Source organism: Paenibacillus sp. FJAT-27812 (assembly GCF_001273905.1).
Classification (GTDB): Bacteria; Bacillota; Bacilli; order Paenibacillales; family Paenibacillaceae; genus Pristimantibacillus.
The window spans coordinates 1,493,292-1,508,020 of the sequence record NZ_LIGH01000001.1; the positions used below are offsets into that span (position 1 = coordinate 1,493,292).

At 49.7% G+C, this 14,729-nt stretch carries 15 protein-coding genes; 11 read left to right on the forward strand and 4 right to left on the reverse strand.

Annotated elements, in window-relative coordinates:
• Positions 1-339 precede the first annotated feature (339 nt).
• Positions 340-2,001, forward strand: a complete 1,662-nt coding sequence (locus tag ADU23_RS06305) for a PAS domain S-box protein (RefSeq protein WP_053372965.1) — start codon at positions 340-342, stop codon at positions 1,999-2,001.
• A gap of 31 nt (positions 2,002-2,032) precedes the next feature.
• Here the strand turns inward: ADU23_RS06305 and ADU23_RS06310 are convergent, their stop codons facing one another.
• Positions 2,033-3,229, reverse strand: coding sequence for an MFS transporter (locus ADU23_RS06310; protein ID WP_053372966.1), 1,197 nt, complete (start codon positions 3,227-3,229; stop codon positions 2,033-2,035).
• A 140-nt stretch (positions 3,230-3,369) separates the two neighbouring features.
• Between ADU23_RS06310 and ADU23_RS06315 the strand changes: the two genes are divergently transcribed.
• The gene (locus tag ADU23_RS06315; protein WP_053372967.1) at positions 3,370-4,914 is read left to right on the forward strand and encodes an HD-GYP domain-containing protein; all 1,545 of its coding nucleotides are present in this window, start codon (positions 3,370-3,372) and stop codon (positions 4,912-4,914) included.
• A gap of 92 nt (positions 4,915-5,006) precedes the next feature.
• Here ADU23_RS06315 and ADU23_RS06320 read toward each other — a convergent pair whose 3' ends face one another.
• A complete protein-coding gene (locus ADU23_RS06320) occupies positions 5,007-5,468 on the reverse strand; it encodes a cupin domain-containing protein (RefSeq protein WP_053372968.1) in 462 nt (153 codons plus the stop codon).
• Between the two features lie 223 nt (positions 5,469-5,691).
• Between ADU23_RS06320 and ADU23_RS06325 the strand changes: the two genes are divergently transcribed.
• From ADU23_RS06325 to ADU23_RS06360, 8 genes are all read left to right on the forward strand, one after another.
• Complete coding sequence (locus ADU23_RS06325) at positions 5,692-6,054, forward strand: hypothetical protein (protein WP_053372969.1); 363 nt, start codon at positions 5,692-5,694, stop codon at positions 6,052-6,054.
• Between the two features lie 48 nt (positions 6,055-6,102).
• Entirely contained in the window at positions 6,103-6,594 is a 492-nt protein-coding gene (locus ADU23_RS06330) for a cation:proton antiporter regulatory subunit (protein WP_053372970.1), read from the forward strand.
• 2 nt (positions 6,595-6,596) lie between these two features.
• On the forward strand, positions 6,597-7,838 hold the full coding sequence (locus tag ADU23_RS06335; protein WP_053372971.1) for a cation:proton antiporter: 1,242 nt from the start codon (positions 6,597-6,599) through the stop codon (positions 7,836-7,838).
• Positions 7,839-8,173: 335 nt separating this feature from the next.
• On the forward strand, positions 8,174-8,848 hold the full coding sequence (locus ADU23_RS06340) for a response regulator transcription factor (RefSeq protein ID WP_053372972.1): 675 nt from the start codon (positions 8,174-8,176) through the stop codon (positions 8,846-8,848).
• Between the two features lie 26 nt (positions 8,849-8,874).
• On the forward strand, positions 8,875-10,233 hold the full coding sequence (locus tag ADU23_RS06345) for a HAMP domain-containing sensor histidine kinase (protein WP_053377498.1): 1,359 nt from the start codon (positions 8,875-8,877) through the stop codon (positions 10,231-10,233).
• An 85-nt stretch (positions 10,234-10,318) separates the two neighbouring features.
• Complete coding sequence (locus ADU23_RS06350; RefSeq protein ID WP_053372973.1) at positions 10,319-11,233, forward strand: ABC transporter ATP-binding protein; 915 nt, start codon at positions 10,319-10,321, stop codon at positions 11,231-11,233.
• Entirely contained in the window at positions 11,230-11,946 is a 717-nt protein-coding gene (locus ADU23_RS06355) for an ABC transporter permease (protein ID WP_053372974.1), read from the forward strand. Before ADU23_RS06350 ends, ADU23_RS06355 begins: the two co-directional genes overlap by 4 nt.
• 1 nt (position 11,947) lies before the next feature.
• A complete protein-coding gene (locus tag ADU23_RS06360) occupies positions 11,948-12,688 on the forward strand; it encodes an ABC transporter permease (protein ID WP_053372975.1) in 741 nt (246 codons plus the stop codon).
• An 82-nt stretch (positions 12,689-12,770) separates the two neighbouring features.
• Here the strand turns inward: ADU23_RS06360 and ADU23_RS06365 are convergent, their stop codons facing one another.
• Positions 12,771-13,202, reverse strand: a complete 432-nt coding sequence (locus ADU23_RS06365) for an NUDIX hydrolase (protein ID WP_053372976.1) — start codon at positions 13,200-13,202, stop codon at positions 12,771-12,773.
• A 189-nt stretch (positions 13,203-13,391) separates the two neighbouring features.
• Here ADU23_RS06365 and ADU23_RS06370 point away from each other — a divergent pair, with 189 nt between their 5' ends.
• Positions 13,392-13,844, forward strand: a complete 453-nt coding sequence (locus ADU23_RS06370) for a hypothetical protein (RefSeq protein WP_053372977.1) — start codon at positions 13,392-13,394, stop codon at positions 13,842-13,844.
• Here the strand turns inward: ADU23_RS06370 and ADU23_RS33480 are convergent.
• Positions 13,817-14,719, reverse strand: coding sequence for a DUF4275 family protein (locus tag ADU23_RS33480; protein WP_053372978.1), 903 nt, complete (start codon positions 14,717-14,719; stop codon positions 13,817-13,819). The genes ADU23_RS06370 and ADU23_RS33480 overlap by 28 nt on opposite strands.
• Positions 14,720-14,729: the final 10 nt, after the last annotated feature.

Here is a 14,729-nt window from a genome sequence, read left to right on the forward strand (position 1 = left end):
ATTGTTCCTCCGATTCATCTCATACTATTCTAAGTGCTGGCAAAACGCCGCCAAGGCGCATTATCACTAGCTTATCCTATCCAAATCATAGAAAGAGATATGCATATTACGTTTTATTATACGTAGCTTTCAAAAAAACAACAATAATTTACTGCCATAAATGCCATACATTCACTTTCGATTGCAAGTTCAAGGAGCCTTAGACTTATGGGCTTCTTTTTTTGCCATGCCGCATAAATATTAATGCTTAAGTGCTGTGGACAAACGAATTATTGTGTTCTATTCTTTACTATATACTAACATTCTTATCCAGTATGGACAGCAGAAGAGGTGCGCAGCTTGACCCTGATTTCAAAACCGAATCGCGAAGCCGATTTATTCCGCAGCGCATTCCAATACGCCCCAATCGGTATGGCTTTAGTTGATTTAGACGGCCGCATTATGGTAGCTAATCCCTCCGCTCAAACGATGCTGGGCTACGAGGAGAATGAGCTTTGCAGCTTTAACTATGCACAGATTACCCATCCAGACGATCTAGAGCAGGATGACCGCTATGTGAAGCAGCTTTTGGATGGCGAAATAGATACGTATCAAATGCATAAGAGATATTTCAAAAAGTCCGGCGAAACGTTGCCCGTGCTGCTCTCCGTATCGCTTGTATACGATCAGCAGGGAGAGCCGCTTCATTTTATATCTCAGATAATGGATATATCCGATGAAAAGAAAGCGATATCAGAAGTAGAGCAGCTGACACTGCGAATTTCCAACATTTTGGAGAGTATCTTGGATGCCTTCTTCTCGCTCGATGAGCAGTACCGGTTTATTTATACGAACGAAGCGGCGCAGACGCTGTTTAGAAAAAGCGGGAAAGAGCTGATCGGACGCAACATTTGGGAACTGTTCCCTTGGTTAGTCGGATCTGTTAGCCAGAAGGAATATAAGATCGCGATGGAGCACAACCAGCAGCGGCTGTACGAGCAGTTTGTTCCGATGCTGAACCAATGGTTTGAAGCGAATGTATACCCTTCGGAGTTCGGGCTCTCCGTTCACTTCCGCCAAATTACGGAGCGCAAGCGGACAGCCGACCAGCTGCAGGAAAGCGAAAAAAGCTTCAGGCTGCTTGCCGAGAACTCAAGCGATATGATTTCCAAGCACAATCGGGATGGCTTATTTACTTATGTCTCCCCTGCTTGTTATACGCTGCTTGGCTATCGGGACGATGAGTTGATCGGGCTGTCGCCCTTCCAGCTGTACCATCCCGATGACCATCAGCGGATGCTCGACAATCAAGAGCTGATATACAAAAATGCTGACGCTAGCGCCATCACTTACCGAATAAGGCGCAAGGATGGCACCTATCGCTGGTTCGAATCCACGTCTCGCGTCGTCTTCCACGACGGGGATCGTACGCAAACCTTGGTCTCGGTATCCAGGGATATTACCCCGCGCAAAGAAATTGAGCTGAAGATGCTGGAGCAATATCAAATTTTGCATGCTCTCTCTCACATTGACGAGCTGACGAACATCGCGAACAGGCGAACATTCGATGAATCATGGAACAACGAGTGGGAGGATGCGCAGCGCCATCATATGCCAGTCACGCTGATGCTGGGCGATATCGACAATTTCAAAGCCTACAATGATACGTTTGGGCATCAAAAAGGCGACGAATGTCTCAGACAGATCGCCGCCGCCATGCGCAGCGCCTTGAAGCGCCCGCTCGATATAGTCGCCCGTTACGGAGGCGAGGAATTCGGCATTATTTTGCCGCAAACGAGCAAGGAGCGTGCCGCTACAATCGCGCACCGGCTGCTCGAAGCGGTGAGGCAGCTGCAAATTCCCCACGCCGAAGAAGCCAGCAATCCTTTTGTCACGATCAGCATCGGCTCTGCCACTTGGAAGCCCGATTGCTCCTATACGCAGGACGAGCTGTTCACCCAAGCGGACAAAGCGCTCTATCAAGCGAAGCGCGAAGGGAAAAACCGCTACGTCTCCCAGTAAATCTACGCGATCGTAGCGCTGCCTTGCAGAGCTACGATCGCACCCCTTCCGCTATTTGGTTCTCCCGCTTCAGCCGCCTCTCATACAAGAAGTACACGACCAAATAAATAAGGAAAAACACGCTCGACACCAAATACATCGTGGCATAGTTCGACCATGTAGCAACGAGCCCAAGCAGCATCGCACCACTGCCGATTCCAATATCAAAGGCATTATAGAACGTAGCTGTCGCCACGCCTCTGCGCTGCGGCTCTACTCTGTCGATCACCCAAGCCTGCAAGCCGGGGAAAATCGCCCCAAAGCCGAACCCGTAAAACACCGCCGCAAGCAGCAGCATCCCCGTAGATTTTGTTAGAAAGAGAATCACGCAGCCCACTATGCAAAAAATAGCCGCCGGGAACAGCACCCAGAACCGCCCTCTTGTATCAAAAATCCGCCCGCTCACAAATCGAATCAGAAATTCGCTTATAGCGAGCACTAAGAAGAAGAAGCCGATGTTTTCCACGCCCGTCTCTTTGCCGAACAAAGTAATAAAACTGATAATTCCTCCAAGGGATAAGCCAACTAACGTCCCGAGCAGGGATGGCATCAAGGCTCTCGGCTCCACGAACCTAAGCATCAGTGATGTGTTTGCTGCTGATGCCACCTGTGCCTTTGCCCGCTCTTCGCGTGAGTCCCCCTGTACAAAGGCCGTACAGATGATGGCGATAAGCAGAATACAAGCGCCGACAATGAACAAGACGGAGAAGCCAAACTCCTCCATTAACCAAATGCCAAGAAAGGGCCCGAGCGAGATCGCTACCGCGTTGCCAGTTCCGAAGAAGCCCATTCCCTCGCCTCTGCGCGTGGCAGGAATAATATCGGAGGCGACTGTCCCGTACAAGGTCGTTGAAATACCGAAGCCCACGCCATGCACGATTCGAAGCATGAGCATCATCGTGATCGTAACCGCCGCATAGTAGCTGGCCGTTCCGATTAAGCAAATCGCTACGCCGACGAGCAGCAGCAGCTTTTTGCCGAATTTATCGGATGCCATGCCGACAAAGGGCCGCAACAATACAGCTGAGAACGTAAATAAGCCGATGATAAGTCCGATTTGTGCATCCGTGCCGCCTTTATTCGCCGCAAACATCGGCAGCGTCGGCAGCAGCATTTCGAGCGATAAAAATAAAAACAGGTTGGATAAAATCAACAAAATAAATGGTTTGGTCCAAAGCGTTTCCTTCACTGTTGTTTTCCTCTCGTATTGCCCGTATTTGCGTGCAGCTTTTACTCATTATATCTAATATACAATTTCAAAATGCCGATTTATACTATAGGTACTGTGTACTAGTCTAACAGACATTTCGGGAAAAGAGGTCACCATTTATGCATTTACTTAGCGAGCGCGAACAAGCCGGCGGCCGCATTTTCGCCTCTTTCCTGACCCAGCTCCTTCGTAATTATATTTTCGGATCAACGGTCGCAGTGCTCGGAGTTGGCGGCATCGTCGTGTTTTCCACGCTTGCGATCCCGGCCAATGAACGCTTTCTGTTAGGCATCATCATGATTAGCTCGCTTCTCATTATGTTCGTTTGCGAGCTCTTTGTCTTCTATCGGCAGCTTCGCCCTATTCAAGCTATTTTCAAAAATGCACATCCGACGTCCGAGCAGCTCAAAACGGCTTATCTCCAAACGCATCAATTTCCTACATTAGCGGTTAAACGTACCTTTGGTCCGCATTTTCTCGGTTTGCTGCTGCCTGCTGTCAGCATGGCATTCGCGTTCATAAAGCTAGGGTTTCTAAAGCTGCCCTATTCGTACATCGGGATTGCAGCCGCGGTCGCCTTAATGATTGCAAGCATGCATGCGATGATCGAGTTTTTCTTATCGTCCAAAGCGATCAGGCCTGTCGTTACCTTTATCCGCGATCAGCATAAGCAATTATATATGCAGGATATTACGCTTGGCGGCCGCGTGCTCGTTTCCATCCGCACAAAGTTTAGGCTTAGCGCCTTTTTGATCGGAACGCTGCCTTTATTGCTGTTTGGACTGGCTTCGCAAATTAGGCTCGACCATCTTCAAAGTGAAGGCACCTTGGCTTACTGGCAGTGGGCGGGCATCATTCTCATTATCGGTGTCATTTACTCGCTTCTTGGTGCATCGCTGCTGTCCCGCAGCATTGAAGATCCCATACATACGATTCAAAATGGCATGAGCAGCGTGCAAGCCGGCAATTTCAACTCGAGCGCAGCAGACGTGTACTCCGATGAGTTCTCCAAGCTTGTTGCCGGCTTTAACCATATGGTGAATGGGCTGAAGGAGCGCGAGCAGCGCAACAATCAGCTTCTGCAAAGCTATTTCATGACTTTGGCGGCAGCACTCGACGCGCGCGATACGTATACGGCAGGCCATTCCACAAGGGTAGCCCGCTTCTCCGTACAAATCGGCAGGCTGGACGGCTGGTCCGAGAGCGACATCGATATTCTTCACAAAACGGCTCTGCTCCATGATATCGGCAAAATCGGCGTACGTGACGCCGTCCTCCTTAAAGAAGGCCGGCTCACCGACGAGGAATTTGATCAGATCAAACTTCACCCTGTGCTTGGCGAAAATATTTTGAAGCAAATCGAGCCTGCCGACGCGATGGCTGATCTGCTGCCTGGCGTGCGCTCGCATCATGAGCGCTATGACGGCAAGGGTTATCCCGATGGGCTCGCCGGGACTGACATCCCGCTGTTTGGCCGTGCAATCGCCATAGCGGATGCCTTCGATGCAATGACCTCCGACAGGCCATACCGGAAGGGAATGACCTATGAGCGCGCCCTCTCGATTATAGAGGACGGCAAGGGCACCCAATGGGACCCTAAGCTCGCACAGCTGTTCATTGACTCGCTGCGTGAGAAGGCAAACGAGGGCGAAGAAGCTTCCTAATACATATAAGAGCCATCCGGCAAGGTAATATTCCTTCTCGGATGGCTCTTTCTAAGTTCTGATTATATAAGTGCTGGTAATATAAATGAAAATTAACGTTTTATGAGTTTAAAATCATCATAGTGGAAACCTGGCGCTACGACGCAGGATACGAGCACCGGCTCGTCGCCCAGCGGACGCGACATCTGCCATTCATTGGCCGGTACAAGCGCCTGCGGCTGATGCCCTGCCAGCACGTCTGGTCCAACAATGATTTCTTTTCTTGTTTCCGGCGCTTCTTTGGTTCCGCCGAGCGTCAGCATCAAAGGGCTGCCTGCATGCCACATCCATAGCTCGTCCGAATAAACGGTGTGCCAATCGGAAAACTCATCGGGATGAAGCAGGAAGTATATAGATGAAGCCGCAAAGCGTGGTCCTGAATAGGGAGCACCAAGCACCTCCTGCGGTATTTCAAATCCGGCTTTCCAAATTTCCTTGTACCATCCGCCTTCAACATGCTCCTTGAGTCCAAGCGACTGCACGAGCGGCGACAGTTGTTTCACTGTTACTCCCATCCATTTCAACCTTCTTTCTCTCTTTTGCGTTCTTGTCGTTACTTGTCGTTAATCAATGCGTTTCCTCATTCTATAACGCATCCTCTGCGATCGTCAATTCATTAAACAGGTGGGGATAGAAGGCGAATGTTCATTTTTTTGCCTAACTAATATGTGGAAACGGCTTTGTTATTTATGATTTATAAGTTATACTTATATTAACTAACTTTTTGGAGGTGGACAGATGAACAATCGCGCACTTGATTTTGGTCACATCAGTCGCAAGCATTTGATGAATTTGCTCATTATTGTTCCGCTGCTCCTAGCAGCGCTGTTCGCCTACCAAGCAGGCAATACGTTCGAGCTGACTGCTGGCGCTAGTCGTATGACCGCGTCAGCGAAATACTCTACGTCCATTGTAGGCAAGCAGAACACCACTACGAAAGTCTTTTTTCCCGAAAACGTACTGCTGGCTGCCTATATGCATGCCTTTTTGCATATGCACTGGCTATCCACAAGCTTAGCCGCACTCCGCACGACCGTTCCGCAGCGATTGCGAGATTTGCTTATGACTCCGATAAAATTCACATCCCATTTCGTTGGTTAATCCTCTCATTTGGTTCGCATACTAACCACAAATGAGGAGGAAAACACAATGAATATTAGAGAATCCGATTTGCCCGGTATTGGCCGCAAATACCAAGTTATGACGAGAAGCGGTGACAAGTTTGTCATTATCATTCATGATGACGGACGCCGCGAGATGTACCATTTTGAATATGAGGATCCAGACGATAGCATTTCCATGGTTACGTTAGACGATGAAGAAGCAAGGCAAGTTGCTGCTATCGTTGGCGGCATGACCTATAAGCCGAAGGCGCTCGAGACCATTGAGGTGGCGCTTGATGACCTGACGATTGAATGGTACAAAATCGAACCAAACGCCGCATGTATTGGCAGATCGATCGGTCAAGCCGATATCCGCCAAACGACGGGAGCGACGATCATCGCTGCTGTCGAGAAAGAAGCAAAGCATATCAATCCCGGCCCCGACTATATTTTCAAGGCAGATACGACCCTCATCGTTGCAGGTGAACGCCAGCATTTGAAGCTTCTTAAGCTTATGCTGCAAAACGGGAGCCGTTAATTATGGATCACATGGTGCTGGAAATCGGTCTTGCTGTTATTCTCATCGCCTTAGTCGGGCTGTTAGCTGCAAAAATTCGGTTTTCCGTCATCCCGTTTTATATTTTAATCGGCATGGCCGTAGGTCCACATGCGCCTCACGTAGGCGTATTGGACTTTAGGTTTATTCATAGTGCAGAACTAATCGAATTTATGGGACGGCTCGGCGTGCTGTTCCTGCTATTCTATTTAGGTCTGGAGTTTTCTGTGGGTCGATTAATGAAATCGGGTCGCTCTATTGCGATAGGCGGAACCATCTATATTTTAATCAACTTTTCACTTGGCTTGTTATTTGGCTGGATCAACGACTTCCCTATCGAGGAAACGATGGTCATTGCCGGCATTACGACCATTTCGTCTAGCGCGATCGTCGCGAAGGTGCTCGTCGATCTGAAACGGACGGCAAATCCGGAAACCGAGATGATACTTGGCATTATTATGTTCGAGGATATATTCCTCGCCGTATATATATCCGTTCTCTCAGGACTTGTGCTCAGCGACTCATCATCCTTAGGCGGCGTGCTATTGTCCGCTTCTTACGCATTAGGCTTTATGCTGCTCTTCCTTATTATTGGCAGGAAGGCTGCTCCGCTCCTGAACAAAATTTTCAATATTCGCTCGAATGAGCTGTTCCTGCTGCTCGTATTCGGCTTCCTGTTCCTCGTAGCAGGTTTCTCCGAAACGATCCACGTAGCAGAAGCAATCGGCGCGCTGCTCGTTGGCCTCGTGCTGGCTGAGACGGTCCATATGAAGCGGATCGAGCATCTCATCCTGCCCTTCCGCGATTTCTTCGGAGCATTATTCTTCTTCAGCTTCGGTCTCACGATTGACCCGTTCGCGCTTGGCGGTGCGGTATGGCTGTCGCTTGGCGCCGTTGCCGTTACGCTGTTCGGCAATTTCCTCGCTGGTATGCTGGCTGGAAAAAGCGCAGGCTTGTCGCCAAAAGCTTCCGCGAACATCGGTCTGACCATTGTATCTCGCGGCGAGTTCTCCATCATCATGGCGAACCTAGGCAAGGCCGGCGGCTTGCTTGAGCTCCTGCAGCCGTTCGCTGCCTTGTACGTCCTCATCCTAGCGATACTGGGGCCGCTTCTGACCAAAGAATCGAAGCTGGTGTTCAAAGGACTCAACACCATCTTTAGGTGGGAAAAACTGAAAAAACCTCGAGAGCCTGCTCCGGTGAAAGAACCGGCAGGAAAGAGCTGATATGAAGGGCCTGGATGCTTAGTCCAGGCTCCTTTTTATTGTTCGGACTAGTAGCTAGTGGGGTGAGCGGCACATCCCCCGCTACATTGCAGTTACTACAACAGAATAGCCGCTTGCTAGCTCATTTCCCTATCTATAAGCCATCTGGGCTGCAATTCAGCAGCGTTGCTCCTCAAATCGAATGCAATGTCAGGTTTTCGTTGCGCTTTCTACAGCGTCCCCCTACTTTCTTGGCTGCTCCGGCGTAGCTATCCGCGAAGCTCTGCCTTATAATCTAGACATAACATCAAGCAACAGGATAATAATTGGAAATGTGAAAGGAACTGAATCGAAAGATGACTGCTTCGCTGCTATACATTGAAGATGATCACGAAATCGGAAGCTTCGTTTACCAACACCTACAGGAGCAAGGGTATGAAGTCAAATGGCTGAAAAATGGCGAAGGAGCGCTTGAAGCCGCAGCGGGCTGCAGACTTGTCATCCTCGACGTCATGCTGCCGGGGCTCGACGGGTTTACGATCGGGCAAAGGCTGAAAAAGGCCGCGCCAGACATCCCCATCCTTATGCTGTCGGCCCGAACGTCCATAGATGATAAGCTGCAAGGGCTGCAATTCGCGGACGACTATTTGACCAAGCCCTTCCATCCCGACGAGCTTACGGCTCGAATCGAGGTGCTGCTACGCCGCTCGGGAGCGCGCCTCTCTGAGCCGCTCGTTATTAAGCATCTGCTCGTGCATGAGCAGCAGAATCGGGTTGAAAACCGCGATACCGGGGATGAAATTACGCTCACGGGCAAGCAGTTTCATATTTTCAGCTACCTGCTGCGCCATTTGGGGCAAATTATGACAAAGGAGCAAATTTACGAGTCCGTCTGGGGAGAGGCTTTTATCGAGGGAGATAAAACGTTAATGGTTCATATCCGGTACTTAAGAGAAAAAATCGAACGGGACCCGGCAGCCCCGGAAATCATCGAAACGGTGCGAGGCATCGGCTACCGGGTTCGCGCATGAAAAAACCTCGGAAGCGCCCGAGCGGCATGAGATTTCGCAAGACGCTATTGTCCCGTTATCTGCTTATCATCTTATTCGCGTTTTTATTTATCCCAATCGTTTTTCCGCTTGCCTCTGTCCTCTATCTCCTTATTCAAGAGAATACGCATACCTCTGACGCGAATTATTTAAAATACGGAAGCGGCAATGACCTAGCCGATATGTGGCATAACCAAGCGGCGCAGATGCGTGAGAGCAATGCTGCCGATATCGACGGCAAGCTGCGCGAGCTCAAGCAGAAATACCCCGAAGCCTCCTTCTTCTGGGTGGATTCCGCCGGCTTAACCAGACTTCAGCTGCCGGTTCAAGAGGGGCTGCCAAGCCGCTGGATGCCGGCGGACGCCGTTCAATTCATGAAGAAAAGCATCGACGGCGACCCTTATACCGTCGTCTCGTTTCTCGGCGCAGTACATGAAGAGCCTTCCTTCATGGTCATGCAGATGCCGCGCAGCATCATCAAGCTGGAGAGGCCAATCGGAACGGGGACGCCCTTTTACATTGCGTTTTTATTCATTATGCTCGTTTTGTTCTTCTTGGTCTCTCTGCTCTTCTTCCGCCATATTCGCAAGCGTCTGCTCGGTCTGCAAGCAGCCATGACGCTGCATGGCGAAAACGGGCTTCCGCAGCCGATCGCCTTGAACAAGCCTGATGAAATCGGACAGCTCGAGGCTGCCTTTAACCAAATGGTCGAGCAGCTGCGCGAAAGCACGGAACGAGAGCGCGCGGAGGAGGAGCTTCGCAAACGTCTTATCGCCAGCCTGTCCCATGATTTGCGGACGCCTTTAACGGTCATGAGCAGCCATCTCTATTCCTTGCGGAAAGAATCGCTAAGCATGAACGGACAAAGCTCCCTCAAGCAAATGGAGCAAAAAATCGCCAGCATTAGCAGCCTCATCGAAAATCTGCTCTCTTACACGCTTATGACCAGCGGCCGTTACCCTCTGCAACTGGAGCGGCAGGATTTGCTGCGCATCGTTAGGGAAAGCGCGGCATCCTGGTTCCCGTTATGGGAACAGGAGGGGATCGCTGCGGAGGTAGAGCTTCCCGAAGAACAGCTGCTGCAGGATGTGGATAAGGCCGGATTCCGCCGCGTGCTGGACAATTTGTTTCAAAATGTGACCAGGCATGCGGTTAGCGGCAAATATATAGGCATTACGATAGAGCAGCATCAGGAGCGGACTGCGCTGGTCATACGCGATCATGGAAATGGAATGGAAGCCGCTTCTGACGGCAAAGGCGCAGGCATTGGACTCGCTATTGTCGACTATCTCCTTCATGAGATGCATTTAGAGTGGCAAATGGAAAGCTCTCCTGCTGGAACAAGCGTCTACATCTATCCGAGGTGAGCTGCCCTTTTTTTAAACGAAATTTAAACTTGGAGCACGCTGGGTTTAACCTTCATCCGTTAATGTAAGTACTGAGGTGATTAACGTGAATGAATGGGTTATCGAAACGAAAGGGCTCAGCAAGCGTTACAAAGGACGTTATGCGGTTTCCAATCTGAATTTGAAAATTGCAAGAGGGGATATTTACGGCTTTCTTGGACCAAACGGCGCCGGCAAAACAACGACGATCCGCATGCTGCTTGGGTTAATTAAGCCATCGGGCGGGTCTGTCCATATTTTTGGCAAGTCCCTGAACAAGGAACGGCTGTCGATCCTGCGGCGAATTGGCTCCCTTGTTGAATATCCGTCTTATTACGGGCACTTAAATGCCATCGACAATCTCGAAGCGATCAGGCGTATCATCGGGGTCCCTGCCGCTAAAATCGCAGAGGTGCTGGATATCGTAGGGCTGGCCAAAGATGCGCGGCGGCCAGTAAAGGGTTATTCGCTCGGAATGAAGCAGCGATTAGGCATCGCTAGCGCGCTGCTTGGCAATCCCGAGATGCTTATGCTCGATGAGCCAACAAATGGACTGGATCCGTCAGGCATCTTGGAAATACGCGAGCTCATCAAGCAAATGCCCAAGCAGCATGGCATAACCGTCCTCATATCCAGTCACTTGTTGAGCGAGGTAGAACTGACGGCTGGAACGGTCGGCATCATTCGTCAGGGCGAGCTTGTTTTTCAGGATACGATTGAAAATCTTCATCAGCAGGCGCAGGGCAGCATCTCGCTTGTCGTCTCCAAGCCTGAGCTGGCACTGAGCGCATTGCGGCAGCAAGGAGTGGCAGCGGTGCAAAACGGTTCAGCGCTGCTGCTTGAGCAGACGGGCAACCCTGCCATTGCGCGCATTGTAAAAAGTCTCGTTGAACGGAATCATGATATTTACCGGGTTGAGGAAAAAAGAAAGTCGCTTGAGGACCTCTTTCTCCAAATTGTCGGGGAGGGAAAGCCGCTATGATGGCCAAGGCGCTTTCGTCCGATTTTTTGAAAATACGCGGCAAGGGGCTTTGGCTTCTCATCTTTATTGGCCCAATCGGATTGATCGCCATGCAGGCGCTCAATTTCGGACTCCGTTATGACTATTTGACGCAGCAATACGCAGGAAGGCTCTGGGAGATGCTGCTGGAAAACTTTCTAATGTTTGTTCCCATCTCGCTGTTTCTTGGTGTTACCCTCGTCACTTCGCTGCTCGCCAATGTCGAGCATAGTACGAATGCATGGAAGCATCTGCTTGCCCTGCCGGTTTCCAGAACCGCCGTATTTTGCTCCAAGTTTGCGCTGAGCATCATACTGCTAACGTTATCCTGCGTTATTCTTGCGGTTGGAGTCGCTGTACTTGGGTTAACCTTGCGGTTTGAGCTTGGAGATATGCCGGTGCTTGGTATTTTAAGGCTTAGCTTCCTGCCATTCTTCGCCTCCATTCCTGCGCTAGCACTGTTCCTGTGGTTATGCATGACGATCAAAAACCAAGCCGTCCCTATCACGCTTGGCGTCATGATTGCCGTTAGCTCTGTCTTCACCTTCCAACTGCCCGAATGGTTTCCTATTAATTGGCCTATGTATGGTTATTTGGGACCGCATCAGGAATTTTTCGTCGGCGCTGGGCTGTTAACCGGCGTGATCATATGGGGCATAGGCAACATTCATTTCAACAAAAAGGATGTGGATTGAAATGAACGCCTTTTTTCGATTAGTGGCTTCGGAGCATCTTAAACTGTCCAAATCATTCATTTGGCTGCTCCTTCCGACCAGCCCGCTCCTGTCGCTCGCCATTGGTTTATTTGTTTCTCTCGATTCGACTTTGGATCTGGAGAAATACGCCATGCTCGTCTCTGCAATGGCTGCGTTCCATGCCATGCTGTTTTTGCCAATCCTAACGGGCATTCTCTCCGCCTTCGTATGCAGATACGAGCATGCGGGCGGAGGCTGGAAACAGCTGCTCACGCTTCCTATTTCCAGAACAGGCCTATATTTCGCCAAGTTTACCGTTGTCGCTCTTTTGCTAGCCTTCACGCAATTGTTGTTCCTTGGCGCTGTTCTTCTTGCTGCTTCCTATCAAGGAATAGGTGGCAGTCTGCCATGGGGAATGCTGCTCGCGGGAATTGGAGGCGGCTGGCTCGCTTGCCTTCCGCTTGCGGCCCTGCAGCTGCTCGTATCGGTGGGCTGGAGCAGCTTCGCCGCTCCGCTTGTCATAAACGTTATGCTGACCATACCTAATATGCTGATTCTCAACTCTGAGAGATTCGCGCCGTTTTATCCTTGGGCGCAGCCTATGCTGGCGATGCTGAGCTTTAGCGACCAAGAGTTTGGCGGTTTCGGCCTGCCGCTGGTAAACATATTGGTTACCGTTACAGGCAGCTTTATTGTATTTCTGGCGGCCGGCCTGCTCTATTTTAAGCGCAAGGAAGTATAGTCTTTTCTTACAAAAAAACGGCAGTATAGAGCATGCAGAACATGCTTTAGACTGCCGTTTTTTATAGAAATGAAACCGCCCTTCACTCCAGCCATTGCCTTGGTCCGATTATATGGAATAAACGGTCGGGATCAGGATTCGTAGCCTCCCGTATGCGCTGTAAAGTGAAATCGCTAATCGGTCTAGGCAAATCATCTATACTCCAATACTTACACTCAAGGATCTCCGGGGAGCATAGCTGCGGAGATGGATTGCCGGTTACCTGACAAAGGAAAACAAAATGATGCATATCATTGCGCGGCTCGTAATAGATACCCGTTAACCGTCCTACGCTCACATCAAGAGCCGTCTCTTCAACAACCTCCCTCTTCGCCGTTTCCTCGGCTGACTCGCTCTTCTCGGACAAGCCACCCGGCAGCTCCCAATTCAGTTTCCCATAGCTGTGCTTAACCAATAAAATATGCCCTTCACCATTCAAAATGACCGCTGCCGCACCCATTAACTTATTGGACATTTGAACTCCCCTAACCTCAATTTGGTAGCATTTCATCTTTTCATAGTCACAGACGGGAGAAATACAGATTTGGTTACAAATGGATTATACGGTCGGTACTACAAAAGATAGAACTACTGCGCTATTTCCTATATACGATATGATTTAAGCATTCGAAGATGGTTTATTGAAAGAAGAGGTGTGCGGCATATGAAAAAAATACTGTTTTACATTCTGGTGGCGGTTACTAGCTATTTTGCAGGCGTTCTCGCTTATTTAGGTTATTTGTCGTTGATCTATGATCAGGGTATCGGCAGCGAGTGGAGTAAATTGCTTGGGTGGACCATCCCTCCATACCTGCTCATCATTCTCCCGTTCTATACGCTCATGTTCCGCTGGGGCCGCGCGTCGCTCTGGCTGCGGACATTGCTGTTCACCGGATTAAGTATCGCCGCGGCGGCATCCGTTCCCTTCCTGACGGGCTTTGGCTTATGGCGTCTGCAGGATCTCTTTTCTCCCGAAATGGTGCTGTTCATGCTGCTCTTTGCAAGCTCGTCACTTGTATTTACGATCGGCACTTTCATTGCGTTAAAAAAACGAGGACACAAGCTGTTTATGCTTGCATCCCTAATCATCTATATTGGCGCCATGCTTCTAAAATAAGGCCCGCACTGCGACTCATGCGTCTGCACGTATGTCCATGTAAACGACTGATCCACGATGTAGATGTCAGACTCGCCTTCCAAATCTGCCGAGGTCAAATCAGCTGCATTTTCAATATATAAGACAAAGTTATAATGCTGATAAAAGACGTAACACTCCTGCTTCTGCACAGCAAGAAAGGCATCGGCAGCCGCCTCTCCGCTTAAGCACGGCTTTCTCTTGTAGCTGAAGACATGCCATAAAAACTGGTCCATATAAATGGTTTCTTTCTCAACAGCGTCTATTCCCTCGGCAAATGCTTGCTCCCACCTTCGTTTGATGTCTTGTCCGTCAAAATCCGCTTTCTCCGCTCTTATATTTTTAGCTTCCAGAATCGGCAACAGCTTCAGATGCCCGATCCCTTCTACCCGCTCGCCAAATAAGTACTCTTTGACCTTTTCCTTAAATTCATCGCTCGAGTGACCCAGCATCTGCAGCAGCGTGCTCGCTTGACGAATGATCAGTTCTTCATCGATGGTCGAATCCTTTTCAAAAAAACCTTCCGGGAACTGTTTAATCCGCCTGGGCTCAACCGCGCCAAAGTATTCAAAAAAGTACTCGAAGCTGCTGTCGGCGATGCTTTTATCAATCATTTCTTCGATATGCTGCCTGCTTATTTTATCTACGATAATTAATGGCTGAGCTGACCACATAAATGCACCCTTGCCTCTGCGCAAATCATCCTCTCGGATCGACTGGATACACTTTAAAGTATAAACATTAGCAAGCCATTGCGAAGAATCAGGAAAAGTGACGACTACGCTAACCTGAGCTTCCTCATCGTCCTCCACCCATTCCTCGTCATCAATCCGGATATGCCTCTTTTTGGAAAACATAAAATCACCT

Bases quoted from the DNA above. Each gene is read 5' to 3' on its own strand.
- ADU23_RS06320 (WP_053372968.1), bottom strand. From the start codon at position 5,468: ATGGGAGTAACAGTGAAACAACTGTCGCCGCTCGTGCAGTCGCTTGGA.
- ADU23_RS06370 (WP_053372977.1), top strand. From the start codon at position 13,392: ATGAAAAAAATACTGTTTTACATTCTGGTGGCGGTTACTAGCTATTTT.
- ADU23_RS06325 (WP_053372969.1), top strand. From the start codon at position 5,692: ATGAACAATCGCGCACTTGATTTTGGTCACATCAGTCGCAAGCATTTG.
- ADU23_RS06335 (WP_053372971.1), top strand. From the start codon at position 6,597: ATGGATCACATGGTGCTGGAAATCGGTCTTGCTGTTATTCTCATCGCC.
- ADU23_RS06360 (WP_053372975.1), top strand. From the start codon at position 11,948: ATGAACGCCTTTTTTCGATTAGTGGCTTCGGAGCATCTTAAACTGTCC.
- ADU23_RS06330 (WP_053372970.1), top strand. From the start codon at position 6,103: ATGAATATTAGAGAATCCGATTTGCCCGGTATTGGCCGCAAATACCAA.
- ADU23_RS06340 (WP_053372972.1), top strand. From the start codon at position 8,174: ATGACTGCTTCGCTGCTATACATTGAAGATGATCACGAAATCGGAAGC.
- ADU23_RS06355 (WP_053372974.1), top strand. From the start codon at position 11,230: ATGATGGCCAAGGCGCTTTCGTCCGATTTTTTGAAAATACGCGGCAAG.
- ADU23_RS33480 (WP_053372978.1), bottom strand. From the start codon at position 14,719: ATGTTTTCCAAAAAGAGGCATATCCGGATTGATGACGAGGAATGGGTG.
- ADU23_RS06345 (WP_053377498.1), top strand. From the start codon at position 8,875: ATGAGATTTCGCAAGACGCTATTGTCCCGTTATCTGCTTATCATCTTA.
- ADU23_RS06365 (WP_053372976.1), bottom strand. From the start codon at position 13,202: ATGTCCAATAAGTTAATGGGTGCGGCAGCGGTCATTTTGAATGGTGAA.
- ADU23_RS06315 (WP_053372967.1), top strand. From the start codon at position 3,370: ATGCATTTACTTAGCGAGCGCGAACAAGCCGGCGGCCGCATTTTCGCC.